Source organism: Shewanella sp. SM32, assembly GCF_025654235.1.
In the GTDB taxonomy this organism is placed as follows: Bacteria; Pseudomonadota; Gammaproteobacteria; order Enterobacterales; family Shewanellaceae; genus Shewanella; species Shewanella oncorhynchi.
In genome coordinates this window covers 1-16,181 of record NZ_JAKKRO010000080.1, presented here as the reverse complement: position 1 = coordinate 16,181, position 16,181 = coordinate 1, and the positions used below count along the sequence as shown (strand labels likewise).

At 46.1% G+C, this 16,181-nt stretch carries 11 protein-coding genes and 2 pseudogenes; all 13 read right to left on the bottom strand.

Annotation, left to right across the window (positions count from 1 at the left end):
- The coding region (locus L5M10_RS21380; RefSeq protein ID WP_263165002.1) for a GTP-binding protein at positions 1–480 on the bottom strand (480 nt) is incomplete at its 3' end.
- Between the two features lie 72 nt (positions 481–552).
- Positions 553–2,649, bottom strand: a complete 2,097-nt coding sequence (fusA, locus tag L5M10_RS21375) for an elongation factor G (RefSeq protein WP_006083603.1) — start codon at positions 2,647–2,649, stop codon at positions 553–555.
- Positions 2,650–2,727: 78 nt separating this feature from the next.
- Positions 2,728–3,198: a 30S ribosomal protein S7 gene (gene rpsG / locus L5M10_RS21370; RefSeq protein ID WP_011787570.1), complete on the bottom strand. Its 471-nt coding sequence runs from the start codon at positions 3,196–3,198 to the stop codon at positions 2,728–2,730.
- Positions 3,199–3,279: 81 nt separating this feature from the next.
- Entirely contained in the window at positions 3,280–3,654 is a 375-nt protein-coding gene (gene rpsL / locus L5M10_RS21365; RefSeq protein WP_006083605.1) for a 30S ribosomal protein S12, read from the bottom strand.
- A gap of 179 nt (positions 3,655–3,833) precedes the next feature.
- On the bottom strand, positions 3,834–8,051 hold the full coding sequence (rpoC, locus tag L5M10_RS21360) for a DNA-directed RNA polymerase subunit beta' (RefSeq protein WP_105251033.1): 4,218 nt from the start codon (positions 8,049–8,051) through the stop codon (positions 3,834–3,836).
- Between the two features lie 84 nt (positions 8,052–8,135).
- The gene (rpoB, locus tag L5M10_RS21355) at positions 8,136–12,167 is read right to left on the bottom strand and encodes a DNA-directed RNA polymerase subunit beta (RefSeq protein WP_105251032.1); all 4,032 of its coding nucleotides are present in this window, start codon (positions 12,165–12,167) and stop codon (positions 8,136–8,138) included.
- A 243-nt stretch (positions 12,168–12,410) separates the two neighbouring features.
- Positions 12,411–12,776 carry a 50S ribosomal protein L7/L12 gene (gene rplL, locus L5M10_RS21350; protein ID WP_105251031.1) on the bottom strand — a complete coding sequence of 122 codons (366 nt, stop codon included), beginning with the start codon at positions 12,774–12,776 and terminating at the stop codon, positions 12,411–12,413.
- A 54-nt stretch (positions 12,777–12,830) separates the two neighbouring features.
- Positions 12,831–13,331, bottom strand: coding sequence for a 50S ribosomal protein L10 (rplJ, locus tag L5M10_RS21345; RefSeq protein WP_006083609.1), 501 nt, complete (start codon positions 13,329–13,331; stop codon positions 12,831–12,833).
- 268 nt (positions 13,332–13,599) lie between these two features.
- The gene (gene rplA / locus L5M10_RS21340) at positions 13,600–14,301 is read right to left on the bottom strand and encodes a 50S ribosomal protein L1 (RefSeq protein ID WP_105251030.1); all 702 of its coding nucleotides are present in this window, start codon (positions 14,299–14,301) and stop codon (positions 13,600–13,602) included.
- Between the two features lie 4 nt (positions 14,302–14,305).
- Positions 14,306–14,734: a 50S ribosomal protein L11 gene (gene rplK / locus L5M10_RS21335; protein ID WP_006083611.1), complete on the bottom strand. Its 429-nt coding sequence runs from the start codon at positions 14,732–14,734 to the stop codon at positions 14,306–14,308.
- 127 nt (positions 14,735–14,861) lie between these two features.
- Positions 14,862–15,404, bottom strand: coding sequence for a transcription termination/antitermination protein NusG (nusG, locus tag L5M10_RS21330; RefSeq protein WP_263255866.1), 543 nt, complete (start codon positions 15,402–15,404; stop codon positions 14,862–14,864).
- Positions 15,405–15,413: 9 nt separating this feature from the next.
- Positions 15,414–15,717: pseudogene (gene secE, locus L5M10_RS21325) on the bottom strand (preprotein translocase subunit SecE).
- A gap of 261 nt (positions 15,718–15,978) precedes the next feature.
- Positions 15,979–16,181 (bottom strand): annotated as a pseudogene (gene tuf, locus L5M10_RS21320) (elongation factor Tu); the annotation flags it as partial.

The following is a 16,181-nucleotide window of genomic DNA, read 5'->3' as shown; positions in this document are numbered from 1 at the left end:
TTCTGACAGAAGTTCACGCACTTCCATTTCAACCAATTCCAGTAACTCTTCGTCATCTACCATGTCACATTTGTTCATGAACACGATGATGAAAGGTACGCCAACCTGACGAGAAAGCAGGATGTGCTCACGAGTCTGTGGCATTGGACCGTCTGTAGAGGCAACTACTAGAATCGCGCCGTCCATCTGTGCAGCACCAGTGATCATGTTTTTAACATAGTCAGCGTGGCCTGGGCAGTCTACGTGTGCGTAGTGACGTGAAGGCGTGTCATATTCGATGTGAGAGGTATTGATCGTAATACCGCGCTCACGCTCTTCTGGAGCGTTATCGATTTGAGAGAAGTCTTTAGCTTCGCCACCGTAGGTCTTAGCCAGTACGTGAGAGATAGCTGCAGTCAGTGTGGTTTTACCATGGTCAACGTGACCAATGGTGCCCACGTTTACGTGAGGCTTAATACGTTCAAATTTAGCTTTTGCCACGATATATTCCTTTCTTTTCAGAATAGTCCAGTCAGTGCTGGACCATAATAACATTTATGTCGTAACTGGATATTAGCTACGAGATTCAATAATCGCTTTTGCAATGTTTTGCGGTGCATCAGAGTACTTCAAGAACTCCATAGAGTATGAAGCGCGACCCTGTGTAGCAGAGCGCAAATCAGTTGCATAACCAAACATTTCAGAAAGAGGCACTACAGCATGGACTATTTTGATGCCACCGAAGCCATCATCCATCCCTTCAATTAAGCCACGACGACGGTTCAAATCACCAACGACGTCACCCATATAATTTTCAGGGGTAGTTACTTCTACTTTCATGCAAGGTTCGAGCAACGCCGGATTCGCTTCAAGCGCACCCTTTTTGAAGCCCATAGAACCTGCAATTTTGAACGCCATCTCGTTCGAGTCCACATCATGATATGAACCATCGAACAGAGTGACCTTCACGTCCAACACAGGGAAGCCAGCGAGAACGCCATTCTTCATCTGTTCTTGGATACCTTTATCAACCGCAGGAATGAATTCACGAGGAATCACACCTCCCACAACAGCATTGACAAATTCGTAACCAGCGCCTTCTTCATTAGGCTCTAGTTTTAACCAAACGTGACCGAATTGTCCACGACCACCTGATTGGCGTACAAATTTACCTTCAGCTTCTACTGAAGCTCGGATAGTTTCGCGGTAGGCCACTTGTGGCTTACCTACGTTACATTCAACACCAAATTCGCGACGCATACGGTCTACGATGATGTCTAAGTGTAACTCACCCATACCCGAAATCAGAGTTTGTGATGATTCTTCGTCAGTTTCAACTCGGAATGATGGATCTTCCGCTGCAAGTTTTTGCAACGCGATACCCATTTTGTCCTGATCGGCTTTTGACTTAGGCTCAACGGCAATGGTAATTACTGGCTCTGGAAACTCCATACGTTCCAAGATCACTCTATGATCGTTATCACAAAGCGTATCACCCGTAGTCACTTCTTTTAGACCAATCGCCGCTGCGATATCACCAGCCCGGACTTCTTTCAGTTCAGTGCGATCGTTTGCGTGCATTTGCACCATGCGACCTACGCGTTCACGCTTCTGTTTGACAGAGTTGTAAACGCCCGAACCTGATTCGAGTACGCCTGAGTACACGCGAATAAAGGTCAAAGTTCCTACGAATGGATCTGTAGCAATCTTAAATGCCAATGCAGCAAAAGGCGCATTGTCATCTGATGGGCGTTCTACTTCTTGGTCGTTCTCATCGATGCCCTTAATTGGAGGCACATCAATTGGCGCTGGCAAGAATTCAATAACCGCATCAAGTACCGCTTGAACGCCTTTGTTCTTAAATGCAGAACCACAAGTCGCTAAAACGATTTCATTATTTATAGTACGCTGACGTAGCGCCTTTTTAATTTCGTCTTCTGATAGCGTGCCTTCTTCAAGGTACTTATCCATCAGTTCATCCGAAGATTCGGCTGCCACTTCAACCAGATACTCATGCATTTCAGCCGCTTTAGCTGCTAACTCTGCAGGGATCTCCTCATAAGTGAAAGTCATACCCTGGTCTGATTCATTCCAGTTAATTGCTTTCATCTTGATTAAGTCGATCACGCCTTTGAAGTTTTCTTCTGCACCAATATTCAATTGAATAGGCACACAAGTGGCTCCAAGACGAGTTCTAATTTGCTTCACTACACGTTCAAAGTCTGCACCTGCACGGTCCATCTTGTTGATAAATACCAAACGTGGAACGCGGTATTTATCAGCTTGACGCCACACTGTTTCTGACTGAGGTTCAACACCAGATGAACCACAGAAAACGACAACAGCACCGTCGAGGACGCGCAGAGATCGTTCAACTTCAATAGTAAAGTCAACGTGACCAGGGGTATCGATGATATTGATGCGGTGTTCAGTGAATTGAGCATCCATACCACGCCAGAATGTGGTTACCGCAGCAGAGGTGATAGTGATACCACGCTCTTGCTCTTGAACCATCCAGTCTGTGGTAGCGGCGCCGTCATGCACCTCACCGATTTTATGAGACAAACCGGTATAGAACAGAACACGTTCTGTTGTGGTGGTTTTACCTGCGTCAACATGAGCACAAATACCGATATTACGATAACGCTCAATTGGGGTTGTACGAGCCACGATTATACCCTCTCCACCAAGACCTAAGCCTTGGCAATATCAACAACTATGGTGTGGGCCTAAGCCCACACCATCATATTACCAACGGTAATGAGCAAAGGCTTTGTTAGCTTCAGCCATGCGATGCACGTCTTCACGCTTCTTAACAGCAGTACCTTTGTTTTCAGACGCATCCAGCATTTCACCTGCCAGACGTAAAGCCATAGATTTTTCACCACGCTTACGAGCAGCTTCAACTAACCAGCGCATCGCCAGTGCGTTACGACGCACAGGACGAACTTCACATGGTACCTGGTACGTAGAACCACCAACGCGACGAGATTTAACTTCGACTGATGGGCGAACGTTGTCCAGGGCTGCTTCAAGGATAACTAAATGGTTTTCGCTTTTCTTTTCAGCGACAACATCTAGTGCCTTGTAAATAATTTTTTCTGCAGTCGACTTTTTGCCGTCTTGCATAATGACGTTGATGAACTTAGCCAGCAACTCACTGTGAAACTTTGGATCTGGTAGGATTTTACGTTGTCCTACAACGCGACGTCTTGGCATAACAATTCTCCGTATGCTTCAGGGATTTCCAAAACTGGAATTCTCAAAATAAAACTAGCTTGGCCTTACTTAACGGATAAGTTAAGACTTAGGACGCTTAGCACCGTATTTAGAACGGCTTTGGCGACGTGAAGTCACGCCTGCACAGTCTAATGCGCCACGAATAGTGTGATAACGCACACCTGGTAAGTCTTTAACACGACCACCACGGATTAAGATCACGCTATGTTCCTGCAGGTTGTGGCCTTCACCGCCGATGTACGAAGTAACTTCGAAACCGTTAGTTAGACGCACACGAGCTACTTTACGTAGTGCAGAGTTAGGTTTTTTAGGGGTAGTAGTGTACACACGTGTACAAACACCACGTTTTTGCGGGCACGCATTCAACGCAGGCACGTTAGTCTTGTCGACTTTTGGCGCGCGTGGCTTACGTACCAACTGGTTTACAGTTGCCATGTATAGCTCCGAGTCAGTTGAATCAAACTCAACGATAAGGTGTGAAAAATCTATATCCCACAATGGTGGGACGCGGAATTTTAGAAAGGTAATGCCTGACTGTCAAGAAATAGCCAACTTTTGCGGCATATTACAAGAAAAAAGGCGCCATAGGCGCCTTTTTATAACAAACTTATTACTTAATCTTGGCTACCAGCCAAGTTTAAGAGATCGGCCAAGTTCTGTTCGGCTTCACTTGCAGTGATCTTGTTCACTACTACAGGTTCGTTTTTCTTCGCACGCGCTTCATTACGAGTCTTGTGATAAGCGTAACCAGTACCGGCTGGGATCAGTCGGCCAACGATAACGTTTTCTTTCAGACCACGTAATTGATCGCTCTTACCACCTACAGCGGCTTCGGTCAGTACGCGCGTGGTTTCTTGGAACGATGCTGCTGAGATAAAGGATTCTGTTGCCAGAGATGCTTTAGTAATACCCAGTAGTTCACGTTCAAAGGTCGCAGGCACTTTACCTTGGGCGATCAGTTCGCGGTTAGCAATCTTCACGCGTGACACTTCAGCTTGTTCCCCTTCGAGGAAGTCAGTGTCACCGGCAGAAGTGATAAGACACTTACGCAGCATCTGACGGATGATCACTTCGATATGCTTATCGTTGATCTTCACGCCTTGCAGACGGTAAACGTCCTGTACTTCGTTCACAATGTAGTTTGCTACGTTGTGGATACCACGAAGACGCAGAATGTCGTGTGCCGCTTCTGGACCGTCAGCGATAACTTCACCACGTTCGACTTTTTCACCTTCGAACACGTTTAAGTTACGCCACTTAGGGATCATCTCTTCATAATGATCGCCGCCATCAGCAGGTGTAATCACCAAACGACGCTTACCTTTGGTCTCTTTACCAAACGAGATGGTACCAGAGATTTCCGCCAGAATAGCAGGCTCTTTTGGCTTACGCGCTTCGAACAAGTCAGCAACGCGTGGCAGACCACCGGTGATGTCGCGTGTTTTAGACGATTCCTGAGGAATACGAGCTAATGCGTCACCCACGTTGATTTGCGCGTTATCTTCTAAGTTAACGATCGCACTACCTGGTAAGAAGTACTGTGCTGGAACTTCAGTACCTGGGATCATCAAGTCAGCACCATTAGCGCCAAGCAGACGGATCATTGGGCGCATTTCTTTACCCGCAGTACCACGCTGACCAACGTCAAGGATCACGATTGATGACAGACCCGTTAGTTCGTCTGTTTGACGTGTCATAGTGACACCGTCAATCATGTCTACGAACTTGATACTACCCGCCACTTCAGAAATGATTGGGTGAGTATGTGGATCCCAGTTAGCGATAACATCGCCCGCTTCAACAGCCGCTTCTTCTAGCTTCTCGAGCACAGTACCGTATGGCACTTTATAACGCTCTTTCTCACGACCCAGCTCGTCAATAACGGCCAGTTCAGAAGAACGAGAAACGATAACCAGTTTGCCGTCACTGTTAGTAACATGCTTAGCATTATGCAGTTTCAATGAACCCGAGTTTTTCACTTGGACATTGTTTTCTGCAGACGCTCTAGATGCCGCACCACCGATGTGGAACGTACGCATCGTTAACTGTGTACCTGGTTCACCGATAGATTGTGCTGCCACAACACCGATGGCTTCACCGTGGTTAATAATATGACCACGAGCCAAGTCACGACCGTAACAAGCTGCACACACCCCGAAATCGGTATCACAAGAAATAACAGAACGTACAATCACTTCGTCGATTGAATGCTCTTCTAACTTGTCACACCATGCTTCGTCGAGTAGCGTGTTACGTGGTGCTAATACGTCTTCAGTGCCGGGATAGAACACATCAATCGCAACCACACGACCCAGTACGCGTTCACGTAACGGCTCAACCACATCACCACCTTCAATCAGCGGTTTCATGGTTAGACCTTCGTGAGTACCACAATCGTCTTCGATAACCACTAAATCTTGTGCAACGTCTACAAGACGACGAGTCAGGTAACCCGAGTTCGCTGTCTTCAATGCCGTATCGGCTAGACCTTTACGCGCACCGTGAGTAGAAATAAAGTACTGGAGTACGTTTAGACCTTCACGGAAGTTAGCGGTAATTGGCGTTTCGATGATTGAGCCGTCTGGCTTAGCCATCAGACCACGCATACCCGCCAACTGACGGATCTGTGCAGCACTACCACGAGCGCCTGAGTCAGCCATCATATAGATGCTGTTAAACGAGGCTTGTTTCTCTTCAACACCATCACGGTTAATCACTGTCTCAGTTGACAGGTTTTCCATCATAGCTTTAGAAACTTTTTCGTTGGCACTTGCCCAGATATCGATAACTTTGTTGTAACGCTCACCGGCTGTTACTAGACCAGATTGGAACTGCTCTTGAATTTCAAGAACTTCCGCTTCTGCATCAGCAACTAAGGTGTATTTCTCGTCTGGAATAACCATGTCATCGATACCTACAGAGGCACCAGAGATGGTTGCAAAACGGAAACCGGTATACATCAATTGGTCAGCGAAGATAACAGTATCTTTCAGACCCAGTTGACGATAACAGGTGTTCAACAGTTTAGAGATCTGCTTTTTGCCCATGTTCTGGTTAACCAGATCAAATGACAAACCTGCTGGCAGAATAAGTGACAGCAGAGCACGACCCACAGTCGTATCAACGATACGGCGTTGTTCAGTGCGCTCACCATCGTCACCAATAATGGTTTCAGTGATACGAACTTTAACGCGGGCATGCAGTTCAGCAGCGCCAGTTGCGTAAGCTTTTTCAACTTCAGCAACAGACATAAATGCCATACCTTCACCACGGCCGTTAATACGCTCACGGCTGGTGTAGTACAGACCCAATACCACGTCTTGAGACGGGGTGATAACAGGCTCGCCGTTGGCTGGTGACAGGATGTTGTTGGTAGACATCATCAGGGCACGGGCTTCAAGCTGCGCTTCCAGTGTTAACGGTACGTGTACCGCCATTTGGTCACCGTCGAAGTCGGCGTTGTATGCCGCACAAACGAGTGGGTGTAACTGGATTGCTTTACCTTCAATCAGTACAGGTTCGAACGCTTGGATACCCAGTCTGTGCAGTGTTGGTGCACGGTTGAGCATCACTGGATGTTCGCGGATCACTTCATCCAAAACGTCCCAAACTTCCGCTACTTCACGCTCAACCATCTTCTTAGCCGCTTTGATAGTAGTAGCCAAGCCACGACCTTCTAGCTTGCCATAGATGAATGGCTTGAACAGTTCCAGTGCCATCTTCTTAGGAAGACCACATTGGTGCAGACGTAGAGTAGGACCTACGGTAATTACCGAACGACCAGAATAGTCGACGCGCTTACCCAACAAGTTCTGACGGAAACGACCTTGCTTACCTTTGATCATATCAGCCAAAGATTTCAGAGGACGCTTGTTAGAACCGGTAATAGCACGACCACGACGACCGTTATCTAATAGCGCATCAACAGACTCTTGTAACATACGCTTTTCGTTGCGTACGATAATGTCTGGCGCAGCTAAATCTAACAGACGCTTCAAACGGTTGTTACGGTTGATCACGCGGCGATACAGGTCGTTAAGATCTGAAGTCGCGAAGCGGCCGCCATCGAGCGGAACCAACGGACGTAAGTCAGGTGGTAACACAGGCAGTACTTTTAAGATCATCCACTCAGGCTTGTTGCCTGAAGTGTAGAATGCTTCCATCAACTTAAGACGTTTAGTCACTTTCTTGCGACGAGTCTCAGAGTTGATTGAAGGCAATTCTTCACGCATTTGTTCGATTTCTTTCGCTAAATCGATAGCACGTAACAGTTCAAGTACTGCTTCGGCACCCATTTTAGCTTCGAACTCATCACCGTATTCTTCTAATGCATCCAGATAAGTTTCTTCTGTCAGCATTTGGCCACGTTCAAGGCTGGTCATGCCAGGCTCGATCACGACAAATGATTCAAAATACAGTACGCGTTCGATATCACGCAGCGTCATATCCAGCATTAAGCCAATACGTGACGGCAGTGATTTTAAGAACCAAATGTGCGCAACTGGGCTAGCCAGTTCGATGTGACCCATACGCTCACGACGTACTTTAGTTTGGGTTACTTCAACGCCACACTTTTCACAAATAACACCACGGTGCTTCAAACGTTTGTACTTACCGCACAAACATTCGTAATCTTTGACTGGGCCAAAGATACGCGCACAGAACAGACCTTCACGCTCAGGCTTGAAGGTACGGTAGTTGATGGTTTCTGGCTTCTTAACTTCACCAAAAGACCAAGAACGGATCAGATCAGGCGATGCCAGACCAATTTTGATGCCGTTAAATTCTTCAGTCTTGCTTTGCTGTTTCAGAAACTTTAATAAGTCTTTCACGTTTCTCTCCTGAAGGAGTTAAACCGGGTGCTCCGCTTGCACGGAGCACCATTCTGTTTGCCAAACGCGGCTAAAGGCCTGCGCTTATGCCTGATCCAACTCGATATTAATACCGAGTGAACGGATCTCCTTCAGTAACACGTTGAAGGACTCTGGCATGCCAGGTTGCATCTGATGGTTACCGTCGACGATGTTCTTATACATCTGAGTACGACCGTTAACGTCATCCGATTTAACAGTGAGCATTTCTTGAAGCGTATAAGCGGCACCGTATGCTTCTAGTGCCCACACTTCCATCTCACCGAAACGCTGACCACCGAACTGAGCTTTACCGCCCAGTGGTTGTTGAGTCACTAAGCTGTACGAACCGGTAGAACGGGCGTGCATCTTGTCATCAACTAAGTGGTTCAGTTTGAGCATGTACATGTAACCTACCGTTACTTGACGCTCAAATTCGTTACCGGTACGACCATCAAACAACTTCAACTGACCAGAGGTTGGCAAACCTGCAAGTTCAAGCATCTGCTTGATCTCTTTCTCTTTAGCACCGTCGAATGCAGGAGTTGCAATCGGGATACCGCCTTTCAGGTTAGTCGCAAGACGTAATACTTCATCATCAGTGAATGAATCGATATCGACGCGCTGCTGCACTTCGTCACCTAATTCATAAACTTGCTTGATGTAACCACGAACTTCAGCCAGCTCACGCTGTTCTTCAAGCATCGCAGTGATCTTGTTACCAATACCTTTGGCAGCGGCGCCCATATGGACTTCAAGTACCTGACCAATGTTCATACGTGATGGAACACCTAGCGGGTTCAATACGATGTCTACTGGGTTACCTTGTTCGTCATATGGCATGTCTTCGATTGGGCAAATCTTAGAGATAACACCCTTGTTACCGTGACGACCCGCCATCTTGTCACCAGGTTGGATAGTACGCTTAACCGCTAAGTAAACCTTAACGATCTTGAGTACGCCTGGCGCCAAGTCATCACCTTGGGTGATCTTGCGACGTTTGATTTCAAACTTCTTATCGAAGTCAGCTTTCAGCTCTTCATGCTGTTCAGCTAATTGCTCAAGTTCAGTTTGTTTTGCTTCATCGTCAATGACTTGAACCAATACATCTTTACGTGGCAACGCAGCAATTTGCGCTTCAGTGAAACCAGCACCAATTAACAGGTTACGTGCACGGCTCAATACACCTTCTTCAAGGATCTTGAACTCTTCGCCTAAGTCTTTACGAGCTTGGGCAATATGCATCTCTTCGATTTCAACTGCACGCTTGTCTTTTTCAACGCCGTCACGGGTAAATACCTGCACGTCGATGATAGTGCCCTTAACAGAGTTAGGAACACGCAGTGAACTGTCTTTAACATCAGACGCTTTCTCACCGAAGATAGCACGGAGTAACTTCTCTTCTGGCGTTAGCTGTGTTTCGCCTTTTGGCGTCACTTTACCAACCAGAATATCGCCGCCCTTCACTTCTGCACCAATGTAAACGATACCTGACTCGTCGAGTTTCGACAGAGCAGATTCACCTACGTTTGGAATATCAGCCGTGATTTCTTCGCTACCCAGTTTGGTATCACGAGCAATACAAGACAGCTCCTGAATGTGGATAGTGGTGAAACGGTCTTCTTGCGCTACGCGCTCAGAAATTAAGATCGAGTCTTCGAAGTTGTAACCGTTCCAAGGCATGAATGCGATACGCATGTTCTGGCCAAGGGCTAAGTCACCTAAGTCAGTAGACGGACCGTCTGCTAACACGTCACCACGAACGACTGGCTCACCAACAGCACAACAAGGGCGTTGGTTGATACAAGTGTTTTGGTTAGAACGGGTGTATTTAGTCAGGTTATAAATGTCGATACCGGCTTCGCCTGGACGCAGCTCATCTTCATTTACTTTAACAACGATGCGGCTCGCATCAACGTAGTCTACAAAACCACCACGTTTAGCAACAACCACAACACCAGAGTCAACAGCCAAAGTACGCTCAATACCAGTACCTACTAGCGGCTTTTCAGAGCGCAGTGTGGGTACGGCTTGACGTTGCATGTTCGCACCCATCAAGGCACGGTTAGCATCGTCGTGTTCTAAGAACGGGATCAGCGACGCAGCAACAGAAATAATCTGTTGTGGCGAAACGTCCATATACTGGATGTCAGCAGCGCGCATAAAGGTTGATTCACCTTTATGACGACAAGCAATTTGCTCTTCTGCCATACGACCGCTAGCGTCAACTTCGATGTTCGCCTGTGCAATCACATAACGACCTTCTTCAATTGCTGACAAGTATTCCACTTCGTCAGTAATCACGCCGTCGATAACCTTGCGGTATGGCGTTTCTAGGAAGCCGTAAGAGTTAGTACGGGCAAAACTTGCTAATGAGTTGATTAGACCAATGTTTGGACCTTCAGGGGTCTCAATTGGACATAAACGACCATAATGCGTTGGATGTACGTCGCGGACTTCGAAGCCAGCACGTTCACGAGTCAAACCACCAGGGCCAAGTGCAGAAATACGACGCTTATGCGTTACTTCTGACAGCGGGTTGTTTTGGTCCATGAATTGTGACAGCTGAGAAGAACCGAAGAACTCTTTCACTGCAGCAGAAATTGGCTTAGCGTTGATCAAGTCTTGTGGCATCAGCTCGTTCAGATCGCCTAAAGACAGACGTTCACGCACGGCGCGCTCAACACGGACTAAACCAACACGAAATTGGTTTTCAGCCATTTCACCGACGCTACGAATACGACGGTTACCTAAGTGATCGATGTCATCGACTTCGTCGAAACCGTTACGGATATGAATGATGTTCTTCATTACCGCGACGATGTCTTCTTTAGACAATACACCGCTACCTTCGTCATCAGGAATGCTGAGACGACGGTTGAACTTCATACGACCTACTTTAGACAGGTCATAACGCTCTTCACTGAAGAACAAGTTCTGGAATAGCGCTTCGGCAGCATCTTTGGTTGGTGGCTCGCCAGGACGCATCATACGATAGATCTCAACCAGCGCTTCTAAGCGGTTAGTGGTTGAATCGATACGCAGCGTATCTGAAATATAAGCACCATGATCTAGCTCGTTGATATACAACGTGCTGATATCTTTAATACCGGCCAATGATAGTTTAGCCAGATCTTCTAAGCTAATTTCACTGTTGGCAGAGACTAAAACTTCACCCGTGTCCGGATCGATATAATCTTGAGCAGCATATTTGCCCACGATATATTCAACTGGCACTTCAAGCTCAGTGGTATTAGTCTTTTCTAACTGACGAATGTGACGCGCAGTAATACGACGTCCCGCTTCAACCAGTACAGAACCTTCAGCATCCTTGATGTCATAGCTGGCAGTTTCGCCACGCAGACGTTCAGGCACCAAAGACATGACCAGAGTATCTTTCTTGATCTTGAACTCAACGCGCTCGAAGAACAGATCGAGGATCTCTTGAGTAGAATATTCTAATGCACGTAACATGATGGTCGCAGGCAGTTTGCGGCGACGGTCAATACGCACAAATAGTGCATCTTTAGGATCGAATTCAAAGTCAAGCCATGAACCACGGTAAGGAATAATACGTGCGTTATACAGCACCTTACCTGATGAGTGGGTTTTACCACGGTCATGATCAAAGAACACGCCTGGAGAACGGTGTAATTGAGATACGATTACACGCTCAGTACCGTTGATAACAAAAGTACCGTTATCCGTCATCAATGGGATATCACCCATGTAGACTTCTTGTTCTTTAATATCTTTTACTGTGCCCGCCGCTGCTTCACGGTCATACAACACCATGCGTAATTTAACGCGTAGTGGAGCTGAATACGTAACACCACGGATCTGACACTCTTTCACATCAAAAACAGGCTCGCCAAGCTTATAGCTGACGTATTGCAGTTCTGAGTTACCAGAAAAGCTCTTGATGGGAAAAACGCTACGGAAGGCGGCTTCTAAACCGCGCTCACCGGTAGGATCTTGATCGGTGAACTTCTTAAAAGAGTCTAGCTGGATAGACAATAAATAAGGGATATCCAAAACTTTTGGACGCTTACCAAAGTCTTTGCGAATACGCTTCTTTTCAGAATAGGAGTAAACCATGGGTTTCCTCTGCTTACGAGATGTGACCAAGACTGAATAAATAACTTAAGTTATTAAAATTCAGCACGTTTGCCCATCACCGTTGATGGCAAGAACCTAACCAGTAATCTCTGCTAGGGACTGCAAAATTTGGCGACAAACGGTGAAAAAAAATCGCCAGCGCATATAGCGCAAAAAAGGCCGACGGTTAAAAAACCGCCAGCCTCCACCCAAGTGGCTTGGGTGAGCAAGCAAAATAATAGCTTACTTAATTTCTACAGAAGCACCAGCTTCAGTAAGTTCTTTCTTCAGAGCTTCAGCTTCTTCTTTAGAAACGCCTTCTTTAACTGCTACTGGAGCAGCTTCAGACATAGCTTTAGCTTCTTTCAGGCCTAAACCAGTTGCGCCACGGATGGCTTTAATAACTGCAACTTTGTTGTCGCCGTGAGCAGTCAGAACTACGTTGAATTCTGTTTGTTCTTCAACAACAACTGCTTCTGCACCGCCAGAAACAACAGCAGCAGCGGCAGAAACGCCGAACTTCTCTTCCATAGCTTCGATCAGTTCAACAACTTCCATTACAGACATAGCTGCAAAGGCTTCTAAGATTTGGTCTTTAGTGATAGACATAACAAATGTTTCCTATTGTTCTGAATTCAATTTTATTAAGCAGCCAGCTTGAAATTAAGCGGCTTCTTGTTTTTGATCGCGCAGGGCGGCCAGTGTACGAACGAACTTGCCAGCAGATGCTTCTTTCATAGTCATCATTAACTGAGCTAGTGCTTCTTCGTATGTTGGCAGTTTCGCCAAACGATCAATTTCAGCTGCAGGGATGAAATTCCCTTCAAAGGCTGCGCCTTTAACTTCGAAGTTAGCTTGTTCTTTAGCAAAGTCTTTTAACAGACGTGCTGCAGCACCTGGGTGCTCTAAAGAAAAAGCAATCAAAGTTGGGCCAGTGAACGTTTCTGCTAGGCACTCAAAAGCAGTACCTTCAACAGCACGACGAGCTAGCGTGTTACGTACTACACGTACATATACACCAGCTTCGCGAGCTTTTTTACGCAGACCGGTCATAGCACCTACAGTCACACCGCGAGAATCAGCGGCAACTGCAGATAGCGCACCTTTGGCAGCTTCGTTGACTTCAGCAACAATCGCTTTTTTGTCTTCGAGTCTTAATGCCATTGGCTTTACTCCTGGATTCTACCTAGGGTATTCCCTAGTATTTACCATACTAAATACTTATGTATTTAGTGACTTACGGTGCAGATTATCCAGTAAAAAATTTTAGCTGGGGCCTGACACCGTCTACGCAGGAAATTAAGTTATTTTTACAAAAAACACCTGCGGTCTTGGACGGAAACCTGAGTTAAACTCCGCTTAAACGGAAGATAAAACAGGCTTCAACCCACAAAGTGCGCGCATTATAGACTAATGCACCCGCTTTGTAAAATTATAGAGTTGTTTCAAGCGTAGCTTGATCAACTGCAACACCTGCACCCATAGTGGTAGAGATGCTGATCTTTTTCACGAAAATGCCTTTAGCAACTGCAGGCTTAGCCTTTTTCAGTGCTGACACTAACGCTTCCAAGTTTTCTTTCAATTGAACTGGTGTGAAATCCACTTTACCGATAGTAGTGTGGATAATACCGTTCTTGTCGTTACGGTAACGAACTTGACCCGCTTTGGCGTTCTTAACAGCTTCAGCAACGTTTGGCGTTACTGTACCTGTTTTAGGGTTAGGCATTAAACCACGTGGGCCTAAGATTTGACCTAACATACCAACAACGCGCATTGCATCTGGAGATGCGATAACTACGTCAAAGTTCATTTCACCGGCTTTGATTTTCTCAGCCAGATCATCCATACCAACTAGCTCAGCGCCAGCAGCTTTAGCAGCTTCAGCATTTGCACCTTGTGTAAATACTGCAACGCGAACGTCACGACCAGTACCGTGTGGCAACACTGTTGCACCACGAACGTTTTGGTCAGATTTACGTGGGTCAATACCCAGGTTAACTGCTACGTCTACACTTTCAACGAATTTTGCAGTTGCTAATTCTTTTAACAGAGCAACAGCTTCATTGATATCGTAGCTTTTAGTACCGTCAACTTTTTCGCGAATTACGCGCATGCGTTTAGTTAGCTTTGCCATTATATTAATCCTCTACAACCAAACCCATTGAACGCGCAGTACCTTCGATTGAGCGAGTCATCGCTTCAATGTCAGCACCAGTCATATCGGCAGCTTTCAGTTCAGCAATTTCTTGAACTTTAGCGCGAGCGATAGTACCCACTTTCTGAGTGTTTGGACGTGGAGAACCTGATTTCAGGCCTGCAGCAGTCTTCAGTAAGTAAGACGCTGGAGAAGTCTTAGTTTCAAAAGTGAATGAACGGTCACTGTAAACAGTGATCACGACTGGAATAGGCATGCCTTTTTCCATTTTTTCTGTACGGGCGTTAAACGCTTTACAGAATTCCATGATGTTCACACCTTTTTGACCCAAAGCTGGACCAACTGGTGGTGATGGGTTCGCAGAACCGGATTTTACTTGTAGCTTAATATAAGCATCAATCTTCTTTGCCATCTGACATTTCCTCAGTTTGGGTTCAAACGCGCATCAGCGACATGCTGACATGCTCCCCCGAAAACAACGGGTGCGAATTATATAGAAATTCGCACCCGTTGCCAAACGGATTTTGTAGTTTATTTAATCAGCCTTTTTCAACTTGACTAAAATCAAGTTCAACAGGCGTAGAACGACCAAAGATCATCACTGATACTTTCACGCGGCTCTTGTCATAATCCACTTCTTCAACGGTGCCGTTAAAGTCAGCAAATGGACCATCACACACACGTACCACTTCACCAGGCTCAAATATAGTTCTATGAGTCGGTGACGCTGTCGTTTCTTGTAAGCGACGCAGAATTGCATCAGCTTCTTTATCTGAAATTGGGGCAGGACGATCAGACGTTCCGCCAATAAAGCCTAAAACACGCGGGATGCTTTTGACTAAATGCCAGCTGTCATCGTTCATTTCCATCTGGACTAACACATAGCCAGGGAAAAACTTACGTTCGCTCTTGCGACGCTGACCTGCACGCATTTCGATGACTTCTTCAGTCGGAACCAATACTTCACCGAAGTATGCTTCCATGCCATGCATTTTAATATATTCAATCAGTGACTTACAAACTCGGCCTTCATAGCCTGAGAATGCCTGCACTACATACCATCTTTTTTTAGCTTCAGTCATTCGAGGTGCCTATACGCCAGTGATAAAATTGACAATTCGCATTAACACAGCATCCATACCCCAAAGGATAAGAGCTAAGATACCTGTTGCTGCAAGGACAATAAAAGTGGTGTTTAGCGCTTCTTGACGCGTCGGCCATACAACCAATAAAACCAGCAATAGCGAATGCAACGATAACACTAAGCGCACGTATGACGGCACTGGCTTCGCTATACATTTGATTGCCAATAACAGCAGCGGCTAGCAATACAATCACTAAACCCCACTTCACGATATCCAGAGAATTGTTCTGGTTTTCAGTATTTGTTGTCATCGGTTTTTCCGTTACTCAATACGGCCTGAGCTTAGAGCACATTAATTGACGGGCATAATCCCACATCACTCTGCATTTCCGAACACCCTTAGAAACGCAAAATAGCATAAGCTCAGGGTCAAAAATCGGCCATAGATTGTATTCTTATTCGACTTTGTAAGCAAGGATGCGAATCCCATGCAAACCACAAAACCTATGAAATAATCCACTTAAACAAAAAAGGAAGCCGAAGCTTCCTTTTCAAACTAATTTCTATCGCAATTAAGCGATGATTTTAGCTACTACACCAGCACCAACTGTACGACCACCTTCACGGATTGCGAAGCGTAAACCTTCGTCCATCGCGATTGGGCAAATCAGAGTCACTACCATTTTGATGTTGTCGCCAGGCATTACCATCTCTACGCCTTCTGGCAGTTCGATAGTACCGGTTACGTCAGTTGTACGGAAGTAGAACTGTGGAC

Excerpts from the sequence above, each read along its gene's own strand:
- rpoB (WP_105251032.1), bottom strand. The coding sequence starts at position 12,167 with ATGGTTTACTCCTATTCTGAAAAGAAGCGTATTCGCAAAGACTTTGGT.
- rplL (WP_105251031.1), bottom strand. The coding sequence starts at position 12,776 with ATGTCTATCACTAAAGACCAAATCTTAGAAGCCTTTGCAGCTATGTCT.
- rplA (WP_105251030.1), bottom strand. The coding sequence starts at position 14,301 with ATGGCAAAGCTAACTAAACGCATGCGCGTAATTCGCGAAAAAGTTGAC.
- rpsL (WP_006083605.1), bottom strand. The coding sequence starts at position 3,654 with ATGGCAACTGTAAACCAGTTGGTACGTAAGCCACGCGCGCCAAAAGTC.
- rplK (WP_006083611.1), bottom strand. The coding sequence starts at position 14,734 with ATGGCAAAGAAGATTGATGCTTATATTAAGCTACAAGTAAAATCCGGT.
- rpsG (WP_011787570.1), bottom strand. The coding sequence starts at position 3,198 with ATGCCAAGACGTCGCGTTGTAGGACAACGTAAAATCCTACCAGATCCA.
- rplJ (WP_006083609.1), bottom strand. The coding sequence starts at position 13,331 with ATGGCATTAAGACTCGAAGACAAAAAAGCGATTGTTGCTGAAGTCAAC.
- nusG (WP_263255866.1), bottom strand. The coding sequence starts at position 15,404 with ATGACTGAAGCTAAAAAAAGATGGTATGTAGTGCAGGCATTCTCAGGC.